10 protein-coding genes and 1 pseudogene are annotated in these 14,348 nt (G+C 71.1%); 3 read left to right on the top strand and 8 right to left on the bottom strand.

Features of this window, described 5'->3' with window-relative positions; translation table 11 throughout:
* Window positions 1-12: 12 nt before the first annotated feature.
* Window positions 13-909: an ADP-ribosylglycohydrolase family protein gene (locus ACFVUT_RS06370; RefSeq protein ID WP_389644450.1), complete on the top strand. Its 897-nt coding sequence runs from the start codon at window positions 13-15 to the stop codon at window positions 907-909.
* Window positions 910-1,042: 133 nt separating this feature from the next.
* Here the strand turns inward: ACFVUT_RS06370 and ACFVUT_RS06365 are convergent, their stop codons facing one another.
* From ACFVUT_RS06365 to ligD, 7 genes and pseudogenes are all read right to left on the bottom strand, one after another.
* On the bottom strand, window positions 1,043-1,519 hold the full coding sequence (locus ACFVUT_RS06365) for a DUF3291 domain-containing protein (RefSeq protein ID WP_389644453.1): 477 nt from the start codon (window positions 1,517-1,519) through the stop codon (window positions 1,043-1,045).
* Window positions 1,516-1,751 (bottom strand): annotated as a pseudogene (locus tag ACFVUT_RS06360) (hypothetical protein); the annotation flags it as partial. The gene ACFVUT_RS06365 and the pseudogene ACFVUT_RS06360, both read right to left, overlap by 4 nt.
* Window positions 1,752-3,209: a penicillin-binding transpeptidase domain-containing protein gene (locus ACFVUT_RS06355; protein WP_389644456.1), complete on the bottom strand. Its 1,458-nt coding sequence runs from the start codon at window positions 3,207-3,209 to the stop codon at window positions 1,752-1,754.
* Between the two features lie 55 nt (window positions 3,210-3,264).
* A complete protein-coding gene (locus ACFVUT_RS06350) occupies window positions 3,265-4,644 on the bottom strand; it encodes an FtsW/RodA/SpoVE family cell cycle protein (protein WP_389644459.1) in 1,380 nt (459 codons plus the stop codon).
* 225 nt (window positions 4,645-4,869) lie between these two features.
* A complete protein-coding gene (locus ACFVUT_RS06345) occupies window positions 4,870-5,199 on the bottom strand; it encodes a zinc-ribbon domain-containing protein (protein WP_389644462.1) in 330 nt (109 codons plus the stop codon).
* Complete coding sequence (locus ACFVUT_RS06340; RefSeq protein ID WP_389644465.1) at window positions 5,196-7,364, bottom strand: HEAT repeat domain-containing protein; 2,169 nt, start codon at window positions 7,362-7,364, stop codon at window positions 5,196-5,198. The genes ACFVUT_RS06345 and ACFVUT_RS06340 overlap by 4 nt, the downstream gene beginning before the upstream one ends.
* Window positions 7,365-7,626: 262 nt before the next feature.
* On the bottom strand, window positions 7,627-8,523 hold the full coding sequence (ligD, locus tag ACFVUT_RS06335; RefSeq protein ID WP_389644468.1) for a non-homologous end-joining DNA ligase: 897 nt from the start codon (window positions 8,521-8,523) through the stop codon (window positions 7,627-7,629).
* A 72-nt stretch (window positions 8,524-8,595) separates the two neighbouring features.
* On the opposite strand from ligD, the gene ACFVUT_RS06330 reads away from it, so the two are divergent.
* The gene (locus ACFVUT_RS06330) at window positions 8,596-9,693 is read left to right on the top strand and encodes a Ku protein (protein ID WP_389644471.1); all 1,098 of its coding nucleotides are present in this window, start codon (window positions 8,596-8,598) and stop codon (window positions 9,691-9,693) included.
* A gap of 279 nt (window positions 9,694-9,972) precedes the next feature.
* On the opposite strand, the gene ACFVUT_RS06325 is transcribed toward ACFVUT_RS06330, so the two are convergent.
* Window positions 9,973-11,922, bottom strand: coding sequence for a protease pro-enzyme activation domain-containing protein (locus tag ACFVUT_RS06325; protein ID WP_389644475.1), 1,950 nt, complete (start codon window positions 11,920-11,922; stop codon window positions 9,973-9,975).
* A gap of 552 nt (window positions 11,923-12,474) precedes the next feature.
* Between ACFVUT_RS06325 and glyA the strand changes: the two genes are divergently transcribed.
* Window positions 12,475-13,779: a serine hydroxymethyltransferase gene (gene glyA, locus ACFVUT_RS06320; protein WP_389644478.1), complete on the top strand. Its 1,305-nt coding sequence runs from the start codon at window positions 12,475-12,477 to the stop codon at window positions 13,777-13,779.
* Window positions 13,780-14,348 lie beyond the last annotated feature (569 nt).

Below are 14,348 nucleotides of genomic sequence, written 5' to 3'. Positions count from 1 at the left end.
AGGACGCTCCGTATGACGACCCGGCCCCTGCCTCTCACCGCGGGCTCCGAAGCCGCCCGCCGCAGTCTCGAAGGACTGGCCCTGGGTGACGCGTTCGGCGAGCGGTGGTTCCCGCTCTTCCGGGAGCCCCGGCGGGCGTTCAACGAGATCAAGGCGCGCCGCACTCCCGAGGAACCGGTCTGGCACTGGACCGACGACACCGCACTCGCCCGCGCCCTGATGCGCGTCATCGACGAGCACGGCCGCGTCGAACAGGATCGTCTCGCGCTCTGTTTCGCCCTGACCTTCGACGCCGACCCGGCTCGCGGCTACGGCCACGGCATGCACATGCTGCTGCCCGCGCTGCTGGACTCACCGGCCGACTGGCGCACGCTGGCCCCCGGACTCTTCGAGGGCGGCAGCCTCGGCAACGGCGCGGCGATGAGAGTGGCGCCGCTCGGCGCGTACTTCCACGAGGATGTCGACCGCACCGTCGAGCAGGCGTCACTGCAGGCGGCCGTCACCCACGCACACCCGGAGGGAATCGCGGGCGCGGTGGCCGTCGCGGTCGCGGCGGCTCTTTCGGTCCGTGGCGAGTTCAGCCTGGCCGCGGTCCACGACCGCACCCCCGAAGGGCTCGTACGCGACGGCCTGCGCCGAGCCATGGACGTCCCCTTCGCCACCGAACCGTGGAAGGCCGCCGACCTGCTGGGCAACGGACAGCGCATCCGCGCCGACGACACGGTCCCGTTCGCCCTGTGGACCGCGGCGCGGCACCCGGCGGACCTGGAAGCGGCGCTCTGGGCGACGGCCGAGGGCTTCGGCGACGTCGACACGACCTGCGCCATCACCGGCGGCGTCGTCGCCGCGGCCACCGGGGTCGACGGGGTGCCCGCACCGTGGCTGCGACGCAGGGAGCCGCTGAACTGAGGCCGTCGGGCGCGCGGTTGCTACCTGGCCGCGGGTCGGCCCCGCGTGGTTGCTCCCCGGCCGTGGGTCGGCCTCGCACGGCGGCTTCCCGGCCGCGGGTCAGCGCTCGGCGCGGTGGTTCCCCGGCCGCCGGTCAGTCCCTCGCGCCCGGTGCCGGGAAGGGCCTGCGCAGCGTGAACGCCCGCTCCGTCGGGCCGTGTTCGCGCAGATGGCTCAGGCGCTCCTCGGCGTCCCGCACCGTCGGGCGCACACCCGCCTCCACCCACCACAGGGCCGTCATCGCCTCCTCCACCCGCGCGAACCACTCGCGTCGCCGCGCCATCAGCTCGCGGTGCCGACCCTGGTACATGAACGCCGTCAGCGCGTCACTGTCGCGCCACACCGACATGTTCACGATCAGCCAGGTGTCGTCGAAGACCGCTACGTCAGTGGCGTTGCCGCTCTCGCTCTTCAGCCGCCAGACGAAGCCCGCGGCCTGATCGGCGACCGCGTTCACCGGATCGAGGGCGTCGACGAAATCCTTCAGCTCGGGGGAGTCCAGGGGGAATCGGAGACGGGATATGTTCACCTGGGCCAGCTCGTGGCCGGTCTGCGGGTCCGGTGGCGTCATGCTCGCACGGTAGCCAGCACGTCTTCGACCACGCGGGCCGTTCCGAGCAGTGAGATGTCCGCCCCGCGCCCCATTGCAGCCCGACAGGGCAGCCGTCCGCCGTGAACCCGGCGGGCACACTCGCGGCGGGATGCCCACCGAGATTGAAGACAGCGGAGGTAGGTCCGGGCACGGGCCGCGGAGCGGGTCGGCACCCCGGCGGACGCGAGCCCGGTCCGTGTCCGCCATGGGGTCAGCCTCTCAGGGCCGCCTCCATGACGGCCCGGGCGATCGGGGCCGCGCTGCCGCCGCCGCTGATGTCCGCCCGGTTCGCGGCGGCGTCCTCGACGACCACGGCGACCGCGACGGAGGGCTGCGCCGCGTCGGGCGCCTGCGCCCAGGAGATGAACCAGGCGTACGGCCTGCCCGAGTTGTCGATGCCGTGCTGGGCGGTGCCGGTCTTGCCGCCGACCCTCACTCCGTCGATCGCGGCGTTGGACCCGGTGCCCTCCTCCACGACATCGACCATCATCCGCCGCAGCCGCATGGCCGTCAGCGGATCCATCGCCCGGTGGTAGGTGCGCGACCCGCTCCGGTGGACGGTCGAGCCGCTCTTCGTGGTCGTACGGTCCACCAGATACGGGTACTTGAGGTCGCCGCCGTTCGCCACGGCCGCGGCCACCATCGCCATCTGGAGCGGTGTGGCCGTCGTGTCGAACTGGCCGATCGACGAGAGCGCCAGCTGGTCGTCGGACATCTCGGTGTCGAAGTTGCTCTTCGCCACCCCTGACGGGATCTTCAGCCCGGTGTCGTTGAAGCCGAACTTCCGTACCGCGTCCACCATGCCCTTGAGCCCCACCCGCACCCCCAGCTCCGCCATCACGGTGTTGCAGGAGACCCGGATCGCCTCGGCGAGCGAGGCGTTCTCGCAGCCCTCCGCCTCGTTGGGCAGCGTGGTCGTCGTACCCGGCAGGACATAGGGGGACGGGGTGTCGGTCGCGTCGTCGGGAGCGGAGACGACTCCTGTGTCGAGCGCCGCCGCCGCTGTCACGATCTTGAAGGTGGAGCCCGGCGGATACGTCTGCCGGATCGCCCGGTTGAGCATCGGCTGGCTCCGGTCCGCATTCAGCCGCCGCCAGGTGTCGGTGACGGACGAGCCCGTGCCGGAGAGCAGTCCGGGATCGTACGAGGGGGTCGAGACCAGCGCCAGGATCCTTCCGGTCGACGGCTCGACGGCGGCGACCGCCCCCCGCCGCCCGCCCAGCCCGTCGTAGGCGGCGCGCTGCATCGAGTCCTTGATCGTCGTGACGACGTTGCCGCCGGGCTGCCGGCTGCGCGTGATCTCGTTCCACAACGGGAACGCGGCGAGCATCGAGTCCGTGCCGGAGAGGATGCCGTCCTCCGCGTTCTCGATCAGGGTCGTGCCGTACGTCTGCGAGGCGTAACCGGTCACCGGCGCGTACAGCGGGCCGTTCCGGTACGTGCGCTCGTAGGCAAGCTGCTCGCCGGTGTCCCTGGAACCGGTGACGGGGGCGCCGCCGACCAGGATGTTGCCGCGCGGCTGGCTGTAACGGCCGATGGTGGTACGGCGGTTGGCCGGGTTGGCGTCCAGGCTGTCCGCTTCGAAGACCTGGATGCGGGCGGCGTTCACCAGCAGTGCCACGAGCAGCAGCAGGAGGAGCGCGGCGGCCCGGCGGATGTAGCGGATCACGGCCCGACCTCCGGGGCTCGCCACGAGCGGGGGATCTCGGGCCACGCGTCAGGGATCACAGCTCGTCCTCCGTCATCGGCGCGATGATCCCGGTCTCCACCGGGACGGGGTGCGGTCGGCGGGCCTGGTCGCTGACCCGGACCAGCAACGCCACGATGATCCAGTTGGTGACGACGGACGAACCGCCCTGGGCGAGGAACGGCATCGCCATACCGGTCAGCGGGATCAGCCCCATCACCCCGCCCGCGATCACGAACACCTGGAGCGCCAGGATCGAGGAGAGACCGATCGACAGCAGCCGCCCGAAGGTGTCGCGCAGGGCGAGTCCGGCCCGGTAGCCGCGGGCGACGAGCAGCGTGTACAGCAGGAAGATCGCGGTCAGCCCGGCGAGGCCGAGCTCCTCGCCCGCGGTGGCCAGAATGAAGTCGGACTTGGCGGCGAAGCCGATGAGGATGGAGTGGCCGAGCCCGAGTCCGGTGCCGAGCATCCCGCCCGCGGCGAACGCGAACAGCGACTGGGCCAGTTGGCCGGGGCCCAGTCCGGCGTCGATGGAGGCGAACGGGTCGAGCCAGTCCTGGACCCGGCTGTGTACATGCGGTTCGAGTGATCCGACGACGAACGCGCCGACAGAGGCGAGGAGCAGGCCCACCGCGATCCAGCCGGTCCGGCCCGTCGCCACGTACAGCATGATCACGAAGAGGCCGAAGAAGAGCAGCGAGGTGCCCAGATCGCGCTCCAGGACCAGCACGCAGACGCTGAGCAGCCAGATCGCCACGATCGGGCCGAGCACCCGGCCGGTGGGGAACTGGAGCTTCCAGATCTTTCGGCCGGTGAAGGCGAGGGCGTTGCGGTTCGCGGCGAGGTACGCGGCGAAGAAGACGGCGAGCAGGATCTTGGCGAACTCGCCCGGCTGGAAGGAAAATCCGCCGATCCGGATCCAGATCTTGGCGCCGTTCACCGCAGGGAAGAAGATCGGCACGATCATCAGGACCAGAGCGGCGGCGACCGAGAGGTAGGCGTACCGCTGGAGCACCCGGTGGTCGCGCAGGAAGACGACCACCGCGATGAAGAACGCCACACCGAGCGTGGACCAGATCAGCTGGGTGGGTGCCGCCTGGTCCTTCGGGGTCTCCAGATCGAGGCGGTAGATCAGTACCAGGCCGAGTCCGTTGAGCAGTACGGCGATCGGCAGCAGGAGCGGATCCGCGTACGGGGCACGGAAGCGGACCGCGAGGTGGGCGAGGAGAGCGAGCAGTCCCAGCCCGCCGCCGTAACCGGCCACATCCGGTGGGACCGCGCCGCTCCTGGCCAGGCCGACGGCGGCGTAGCCGTAGACGGAGACGAGGACGGCCCCGACGAGGAGCAGCAGCTCGACTCCGCGCCGCTTGGGCAGACGTGGATCGGGCGGCGGTGCGTCCGCCGTCGTTGCGGTCATGCCACGCAACGTAGCAAGAGGTGGTGGCTATTTCCCTTATGTCATAGCGGGTATGTCCGCAGACGGGTTCATCCGGGTCTGCCGCGGACCGTCGCCGGCGGGGCAGCGGCACCGACGCCCCGTCACTTCTGGTGACCCGGCCCCGAATCCGGAACGCTCCGGCTGTCCGCCGCCCCGCTGCCCTGCCGTCCGCCGCCCGCCGCCCGCCGTCCCTGGTGGGCCGCCTCAGTGCTGGTAGGGGTTCTGCCCCTGACCGCCCGGCGCGTATCCCGGCTGCCCCTGGCCCTGCGCCGGGCCGAACGGATTGCCGTCCTGCGAGGCGGCCTGCTGGGCCAGCAGCTGCTCGGCCTGCTCCTTCGGGATCTGCTGCTCCCCGCCGCAGAACGTGCACTGTGTGGCGTACTTCGTCGAGAACGGGAACAGCGGCACGAAGAACAGCGTGAACTTCGTGACCCGCTTGCGCAGTGTGTGCGCGGCCGGATTGCCGCACCAGCCGCAGACGACCGTCAGGATGGCCAGCTGGTACAGATAACCCCGCGTACCAAAAATGATCATGTTGTGGGCCCCTTCCCCGTATTACCCAGAAGTGCCTGCCGGCAGAGCGCCAGCAGTCTTTCGTCCTCGTATGTGTCGTGGCTGCCGTATCCACCGTCCATCGCGTTGTGACGGCGGACGGAGGCGAGTTCGGCGCGCAGCACAGGTGCTGCGTCCGACCCTGCACCAGCGACACCCGTCCGCGCCAGACATTCCGCCACCCGGACCCGGACGGGACGATTCTTCTCCCAGGCCGCAAGGAGGACCGGCAGCGACTGGTCGGCCCGTCCTGACACGTCCCACAGGGCGATCGCCGCGTCCACGCGCAGCCACGGCTCCTCGTGCCCGAGCAGCGCGCGCAGCCGGGGCGCGGTCACCGCCGCCCGCGTCCCGAGCCTGCCGAGCGCGTTCACCGCCGAGCGCCGCTCCTGGACGCGTTCCGCCTGAAGGGCCTCGATCAGCACCGGCAGCACGGCGTCGGCATCCCCGTCGATCGCCCACAGCGCCTGAGCGGTCTCCGTCGCCGAGGTGCTGCCGGGACGGCGCAGCAACGCGCGCAGCTCCGGTACGGCGCTGTGCGCCGAGGGCCCGAACGAACCGAGTGCCCGCAGCGCCGCCGTACGCAGCCACTCGCCCCGGTACTGCGGCGCCCCGCGCAGGACGCGCAGCACTTCCGGCAACGCCTCGTCCGCCCGGAGCGCGGCCAGTCCCCTGAGCAGCGGGCTCGCCCGGTCGTACGCACCCTCGTCGAGGCGGACCTCGCCGAGCCTGCGGCGCAGGGCGGCGGCCAGCGGGGCGGCTGCCGTCCCCAGGCGGTCGAGGGCGAACCCCACATCGTGCGGCACCTCGGGCAGCTCCAGTGCGGCGGCCAGAGCCGGCACGGCACGGGCATCGCCCAGCCGGGCCAGTGCCTTCACGGCGCTGCCGAGCCCCGGAGGCCCGCTCGGCCAGTCCTGAACCCAGGCGCCCGGGTCCGCCGCCACCCTCGCCGCCAGCGCGTCGGCGGCGGGCGCGGCGAGCCCGAAGAGCTCCTCCAGCACATGCGCGGCGGTCTCGGCCAGTCGTGGCTCGGGAGTGGCGAGCTGCTCGCCGACCAGCCGGACCAACTCCTCGTACGAGCCGCGCCAGGCCCGGATCAGTCCACTGCTCATCCGGAGCGCGTCGACCCGTTGCTGGTGGTCGGGGCTGCGCAGCTGATCGGTCAGCAGGGCCGTCCGCTCGGCGATCCGGTCGTCGAGCCCGATGTGCAGCGTCCGCAGCAGGCCCGCCGTCCAGGGTGCGGTGCGTCCCGAGGTCTCCTCGTCGGACAACGCCCGCATCTGCCCCACCAGCGTCACGGGCCCGGTCCGCTCCTCGACGGGCGGATCCCCGGCCCCGGCCGCCTCGGTGCGCGCGTCGACGGCCGCGACCGCCTCTGCCTGCGCATCGGTCGCGGGGGCCGCGGACCGACGCACGGGCGCCGCGCGCAACTGCCTCAGGACCCCCGTCACCACCCGGACGACATCGCCCGGCAGCGCGTCCGGCGCGCACCGCGCCAACTGGGCCAGCGCGGCGAGCCGCAACCCCGGCGGGAACCCCTCACCGGCCAGCCGGCTCAGCCAGCCGGCCACCTGCCCGGCCAGCCCGCGATGCCGCAGCGCGACCCGTCCCGCGGCCTCGACGAGGGCGAGCCGCACCTCCTCGGACGGTTCCACCGGCAACCGCTCCCGCAGCAGCGCGAGAACCCGCACCGGGTGGCCGTGGAGCGTGGCGAGCGCCAGGGGCGCGGAGAGGCGTACCCCCGGGTCCTCGTCGGCCATCAGCTCGCAGAACACCCCGGCGCCCGCGGTGACGGCGGTCGCCGCCATCGCGTAGTTCGCCGCGCCCTCGAACTCCTCCTCGTCGATCTCGTCCTCGTCGTCCCCGTCCAGGTCGATGCCGCCGATGCTGGTGAGCAGCTCGACGATGCTGCCCCGGTCCTGAATCCCCGGATCCACGACCAGTTCGAAGAGAAACGGAATGCTGGCCAGCGTGCAGGCGTACACATCGCCCTGGTGGTGAACGGCCCCGTACATGCCGTCCAGTGCCGCCTCGCGCTGGGCCGGATCGGCGGACGCGAGACCCCACAGCATCGTCGGCACATCATCGGCAGGCCCGTAGGCATGCTCCATCGAGGCCCAGTCGACCTCGTCGATCCCCGCGAACACGCCATCGCCTCCCCACACGACTCCACGAAGCAGTGTCTGCGAGGAGTGTGCACCACCGCTCGGACGGTCCGCCCTCCACATACGGTCTTTTCATGGCGAACATGACAAGATCGTCCGTCATGCGCTATGGGCTCGGGGGGCGAAATCCGGACGCGTCGATCGGTGGACCGGACCGTCCGCCCTCCACGGCAGTGGTCCCACGGGCACCGATGGCAGCGATCCGGAAACCGGCGGAACCGGTCCGTCCGCCCGGCGGGCGTGCCTACCGTGCGGTCGGTAGCCCCCGGGCCCGGTCCGGGTCGAGGAGCGGCGCCAGCAGATCCCCGTGCCGCTCCAGCCGTGCTCCCATGTCGCCGGCCAGCAGGACCAGCTCTCCCGGCGCCCGGCACTCCTCGATCTCGGCCCAGGTGACGGGCGCCGAGACGGCCGGTTCGGGCCGGGCGCGCAACGTATAGGGCGTGGCGGTCGTCTTCGCCGCCGCGTTCTGGCTGAAATCGACGAACACCCTCCCTGGCCGCAACGCCCGCGTCATCCGGTGCACGACCAGGTCCGGAAGCTCCCGCTGCGCCTCGACGGCCAGCTCCTTCGCGTACGCCGACACCCGATCGGCGGGGGTCGGCTCCAGCGGCACGAGCAGATGCAGCCCCTTGGATCCGGAGGTCTTCCCGTACGCGGGCAGTCCGTCCGCCGCCAGCCGTTCGCGCAGCCACAACGCCACCGTGCAGCACTCCACCACGCTCGCGGGCGCCCCGGGGTCCAGGTCGAACACCATCCGGTCGGCGATCCCGGGCGCCTCGGCCCGCCACTGCGGAGTGTGGAACTCCACCACCAGGTTGGCCGCCCACATCAGCGAGGCCAGATCCTGCACGACCACCTGCCTGGCCTGCTTGTCCTCGTGGTGCGGCACGGCGGCGGTGCGCACCCAGGACGGCGTTCCCGGCGGCGGGTTCTTGGTGAAGAAGAGCTGGCCGTCCGGCCCGTCCGGATAGCGCAGGAAGGACACGGGCCGGTCGCGCAGATGTGCCAGCAGGGCTTGGCCCGCGGTGGCCGCGTAGTAGTGGAGCACCTCGCCCTTGGTGGTTCCGGTGGCCGGATACAGCACCTTGTCGAGATTGCTGAGCGTCAGTCGCCGCCCCTCCACCTCGGTGATCGGCGTCATACGATAAGAATCACATGTTTTTTACCGATCTCTAGGTATTTGTGCGGACACTCGGACACGAGGAGTGAAACAGTGCGGTCCATCTGGAACGGCGCCATCTCCTTCGGGCTGGTCAGCATCCCGATCAAGCTGGTCAACGCCACGGAGAGTCACTCGGTCTCCTTCCGTCAGATCCACCTCGCCGACGGCGGCCGGATCCGCTACCGGAAGGTCTGCGAACTCGACGAGGAGGAGGTCGCCGCAGGCGAGATCGGCAAGGCGTACGAGGACGCCGACGGCTCGATGATCCCGATCACCGACGAGGATCTCAGCTCCCTCCCGCTCCCCACGGCCAAGACGATCGAGATCGTCGCCTTCGTGCCGGCCGCGTCGATCGACCCGCTCCAGATGGACGCGGCGTACTACCTCTCCGCCAACGGGGTTCCGGCGGCCAAGCCGTACACCCTGCTGCGTGAGGCGCTGAAGCGGAGTCAGAAGGTGGCCGTGGCGAAGTTCGCGCTGCGCGGCCGTGAACGGCTCGGCATGCTGAGGGTGGTCGACGACGTGATCGCCATGCACGGCCTGCTCTGGCCGGACGAGATCCGCAGCCCCGAGGGGGTCGCCCCGGAGGCGGAGGTCACGGTCCGCGACACCGAACTCGACCTGGCCGACGCGCTGATGGCCACGCTCGGCGAGGTCGACATGGACTCGCTCCACGACGACTACCGCGAAGCGGTCGAGGAGCTCATCGCGGCGAAGGCGGAAGGCCGGGCCCTGGAGCCCGCGGAGGAGGGCGCCTCGGGCGGCGGCAAGGTCATCGACCTCATCGCGGCACTGGAGAACAGCGTGCGGGCGGCGAAAGAGGCCCGTGGCGAGGAACCGGGGACCGCCGAGGAACCGGAGACCGCCGACGAATCGGAGAATGCGCCCGTTGCCGGGGTCACCTCGCTCGCCGGCCGTAAGAAGTCGGGCGGAACCGGGGCGAAGAAGAAGGTCTCGGCGTCCACCGAGAAGACGGCCGCGAAGAAGTCGACGCCGAGCAGGGCGCCCGCCAAGAAGACCGCCGCACGGTCGACGACGAAGTCGTCCACCAAGACGACGGCCAAGTCGGCGGCGAAGAAGGCCACCGCGAAGTCGGACACGAAGGCGACGGCGAAGAAGGCGACCCCGCGCAAGCGCGCCTCGGCCTGAGGACCGGCCTGAGGACCGGCCTGAGGACCGGCCTGAAGACTGCCCTGAGGACCGGCCTGAGGACCGGCCTGAAGACTGCCCTGAGGACCGGCCTGAGGACCGGCCTGAAGGCGGGTGGCGCAGGTGCTGCGGGCGGAACGAGCCGGGACCGACGGCCGTTCCCGCACATGACCGACGGCCGTCCTGGGAGAGAGTCCCGGGACGGCCGTCGGCGTGCGGCGACGCAGGCGATGGGGGTCGGCCCGTGCCGTCAGCGGTCCGCCTGGGCCGACCGCGGTGTCAGTGCCGGCGGTACGAGTTCACGTATCCGGCCGCCGGAGTCCCGACACCCGTCACGTCGTCGTACCCCTTGACCGCCTTGAGCGAGGAGTCCTTGCCGAGGCTGCGCACCGACGTCAGCACACCGTCCGCCGCGTCGAAGCCATTGGCGAAGTCGACCCGGGCCACCGCGAGGTCGTGGTTCAGGCCCAGCGGGTGGTCGGTGACGTCGTGGTACGCCTTCGATCCGTACCGGTCGTAGATCGCCGGGTTGGCGAAGCCGATCGGCAGACCGTGCCGGGCCTGCTGCGCGAGCGCCTGGACACCGGCGATGACCGGCGCGGCGAGTGACGTGCCACCGATGCGGTACTCGTCGTAGCCGAGCGAGCCGTCGGGCAGCGTCTGGGTCTGGCCGACCAGGAACCCGGTGTTCGGGTCGGCGACGGCCGCGATGTCCGGAGCCGTGCGCATCCGCTGCTTCCCGTTCGCCTGCGCGAGCGAGTCCGGGACGACGCCGCGCTGGTAGAACGGCTGCTTCACGGTCGAGCTGGTGCCGCCGCCCGCGCCGGAGGTGTACCCGCCCGGGAAGTCCGTCCAGCTCCTGCCGTCGTCGGCGAGGTTCGCCTTCAGCGTGCCCCAGCCGGTCTCCCACTGGTACACGTCGTTCTTGCCGACGGCGAGCGAGGTGCCGCCGACCGAGGTCACCCAGGCGGAGTTGGACGGGACGTCGACCTGCTTCGTGCCGGTGGACGCGACGTTGTCGCCGGAGTCACCGGAGGAGAAGTAGAAGCCGATGCCCTCGATCGCGCCCATCTTGAAGACCTGGTCGTACGCGGCCGCGACGTCCGGGGTCTCGTTGGCCTCGATGTCGCCCCACGAGTTGGAGACGATGTCCGCGAGCCGGTGGTCGACGATCTTGTTCAGCGCGTCCAGCAGGTCGGCGTCGTAGCAGGAGGCGCCTCCCACGTACACGATGTCGGCGGCGGGCGCGACCGCGTGCACGGCCTCGACGTCGAGGGTCTCCTCGCCGTACCAGCCCGAGGCCCCGCACTCCTCGGTCTTCGTGTAGTCGGCCGGCAGCACCTGGGTGAGCTGCCCGCGCCGGTACGCGGCGTCGCCGTTGCGCTTGGCGTACTCGGCGGCGTCCTTCGCGATGGTCGGCGACGCGTACGCGTCGGTGATGGCGACGGTGACGCCCGCGCCGGTCCAGTCGCCCGCCCCGTACGCGGCACGCAACTGCTTGCCGGTGTAGCCCTTCACGGCATACGGCACCTTGGACCCGTAGGCGCTCGGCAGCGTCGACGCGGTCTTCGAGCCGTAGGAGGAGGAGAAGGGGCCGGAGTTGCGGAACACCTCGTCCGGCGGCGGCAGCGTCTCGTCGTGGCTCGACTTGTGCGGCGCGTTGTCCAGGCCGGAGACGGCGAGAACGGCGTCGCTCAGCCCGGCGGGCACGGAGGCGTTGGAGGCCGGGGCGCGGTAGGTGTGGCCGGCCTTGCGGTAGTTGCGCAGCTGGGTGCTGAACGTCTTCTCGGCGGCGGCGACCTCACCGGTGGCCGAGACGTAGTGCTCGTTGGCACCGGTGACGGTCAGCCCGTTCGACGTCAGCCACTGGCTGACCTCGTCGATCTGCTGCTGGGTGGCCCCGAACCGGGCCTGCGCCTGCTCGGCGCTGAGGTACTTCCCGTACGAAGCGGACTGCGGGTCGGACACGGCGGCGGCGTAGGCGGCCAGCCCCTTCGCGTCACGCCCGGCCAGATGGACCCGGACGCTGACCTTGCCGCTGTCGGACGTGGCCCCCTGGTCGGCCGCGGCGGTCGCCCAGGCGGGCTTGGAACCCTGGAGTGCGTCCCGCCCGCTCGGCGCGGAGTCCGCGCTGGCGTCCGGTATCCCGAGGGCGAGCGCACCGGCAAGCAGCGGCAGTGTCGCTGCCATGCTCAGCGCGGCGCGACTTCTCGCGCGGCTGCTTCTCATGTAACCCCCTGCGATGTGGGTCTACGCGTGTGGAACACGTGCCGAATGATGTGCACATGTAATCCGCCACTCTGGCGAGGAACGCCTCATGTAAGGGGCATGCATTCACCAAGAATCAACCAAGTGAGTCCGGTGGCAGGGGAGTTCAGGAGTATTCGGCGGAATTGTGCCGACGGGCGCCGACGGGTGCGCCCTGGCGCATGCTTCTCGGCTGCCGCGATGCCCGGTGCCTTCCGACGCTTCAGGCTGTCCGGGCGTCGTCCGACGTTTCAGGCTGTCCGGGCGCTGTCCGCCGCTTCAGGCTGTCGGGCGCCGTCCGCCGCCGAACGCGAATCGACGCGGGCCTCGCCGAACCGGTACCGATGCGGTGTCACCCCGTACCCGATAAAGTCATCGGTGCCGCGACTGGCGCGTACCCCGGCAGGGGTGCTCCGTGGAACCGACCATGAGGGAGCGGCACACCCCGGGCCCGCCCGGGGGGTCAACGCCGGAGAGCCGTCCGCCTGGGCATCCGGGTCCACCGCAGCCATGCGACCGACCCGGGAGGACCCCGTGACCGCATCCGTACCGCCGCACACCCGCTCCGTGCCGCAGCGCACCCGCCACGACGCGCTGGCAGCCGCAGACCCGGAGATCGCCGCACTGGTGGCGTCCGAGGAGCAGCTCCAGGCCGACACCCTGCGCCTGATCCCCAGTGAGAACTACGTCTCCGCCGCCGTGCTCGAAGCGTCCGGCACGGTGCTCCAGAACAAGTACAGCGAGGGCTACCCCGGCAAGCGTTACTACGAGGGCCAGCAGAACATCGACCAGGTCGAGACGCTCGCCGCCGCCCGGGCCGAGGCGCTCTTCCGGATGGACCACGCCAACGTGCAGCCGTACTCCGGCTCACCCGCCAACCTCGCCGTCTACCTGGCGTTCCTGAAGCCCGGCGACACCGTGCTCGGCATGTCACTGCCGATGGGCGGTCACCTCACGCACGGCTGGGGCGTCTCCGCCACCGGCACCTGGTTCCGCGGAGTGCAGTACGGCGTACGCCGCGACACCGGCCGCATCGACCTGGACGAGGTACGCGACCTGGCCCTCGCCGAGCGGCCCAAGCTGATCTTCTGCGGCGGTACGGCCGTGCCGAGGACGATCGACTTCGCGGGCTTCGCCGAGATCGCCCGGGAGGTCGGCGCGGTCCTGGTCGCCGATGTCGCCCACATCGCCGGCCTCATCGTCGGCGGCGCACACCCCTCGCCCGCCCCGTACGCCGACGTGGTCTCCACCACCACCCACAAGACCCTGCGCGGCCCGCGCGGCGCGATGCTGCTGAGCCGGGCGGAGCACGCGCGTGCCATTGACCGGGCCGTCTTCCCCGGTCTCCAGGGCGGCCCGCACAATCAGACGACGGCGGCGATCGCGGTCGCCCTGAAGGAAGCAGCCCACCCCGACTTCAGTGCCTACGCCCACCACGTGGTCGCCAACGCCCGTGCGCTGGGGGAGGAGTTGGCGTCCCGCGGCTTCGATCTGGTCTCCGGCGGCACGGACAACCACCTCCTGCTGATCGACCTGACCTCCCGCGGTGTCCCGGGCAAGGTCGCGGCCAAGGCCCTGGACCGGGCCGGAATCGTCGTCAACTACAACACCGTCCCCTACGACCCCCGCAAGCCCTTCGACCCCTCCGGCATCCGCATCGGCACCCCTGCCCTGACCTCCCGTGGTGTCCCGGCGTCGGAGATGGCCACCGTCGCGGAGTGGATCACCCGCGTGGTCGAGGCGGCCCGCACCGAGGACGAGCCCGCGATCGCGAAGGTGCGCGCGGAAGTGAAGGACCTGATGGACGGGTATCCGGCCCCGGGGCTGCCGGTGGGGTGACCGATGCCCGCCCGGCCCCTCCTCGGCCGTCCGGCCGGCGGCATCGACGCCGACCGGACGGCCGAGGGGCCGACGGGGTGCGGATGCGCCGCACGAGGCCGTTCGGTCAGGTGCCGTCGCGCGGCGCGGCGTGGAGTCGATGCTCCTCACTACCACTCTGATGTGCCTATGTAAACGCCAGTTTTTCGGTGACCTATGATCTTGCCGTGACATCAACAGTTAGTCGTAAGACATCAACTACGTCTCTCTTCAGTATGGTTGCGGCGAACAGTATGCTGCGCGTGTGCGTGTGGAGTATCGGGGCTCTCATTGCAGGTGCAAGCGTGCTGACCGCTGTTGACAGCGACGCCTCACCAGACGAAGCGGCAGCGGCCCCAAGGGCTGCCGCCGTCCAGTCGGTGGCCGCGCGTCTTGCTGCCCCACGGGCAGTCCCTGGGGGAGTGGCCCTCGCCGTGCCGGCCCGCACCAGTCCGGACCAGCGGATGTGGATAACGCCCGCCATTGCTGTCCCAGGCCAGTGGATGTGGTCAATGCCAGTAGGTGCCGGTAACGATCAGTGGATGTGGCTG

The sequence above is a fragment of the Streptomyces sp. NPDC058051 genome, assembly GCF_042885475.1.
GTDB lineage: Bacteria > Actinomycetota > Actinomycetes > Streptomycetales > Streptomycetaceae > Streptomyces.
This window is presented reverse-complemented; position numbering and strand designations above follow the sequence as displayed.

Bases quoted from the DNA above. Each gene is read 5' to 3' on its own strand.
- ACFVUT_RS06370 (WP_389644450.1), top strand. From the start codon at position 13: ATGACGACCCGGCCCCTGCCTCTCACCGCGGGCTCCGAAGCCGCCCGC.
- ACFVUT_RS06365 (WP_389644453.1), bottom strand. From the start codon at position 1,519: ATGACGCCACCGGACCCGCAGACCGGCCACGAGCTGGCCCAGGTGAAC.
- ACFVUT_RS06350 (WP_389644459.1), bottom strand. From the start codon at position 4,644: ATGACCGCAACGACGGCGGACGCACCGCCGCCCGATCCACGTCTGCCC.
- ACFVUT_RS06345 (WP_389644462.1), bottom strand. From the start codon at position 5,199: ATGATCATTTTTGGTACGCGGGGTTATCTGTACCAGCTGGCCATCCTG.
- ligD (WP_389644468.1), bottom strand. From the start codon at position 8,523: ATGACGCCGATCACCGAGGTGGAGGGGCGGCGACTGACGCTCAGCAAT.
- ACFVUT_RS06325 (WP_389644475.1), bottom strand. From the start codon at position 11,922: ATGAGAAGCAGCCGCGCGAGAAGTCGCGCCGCGCTGAGCATGGCAGCG.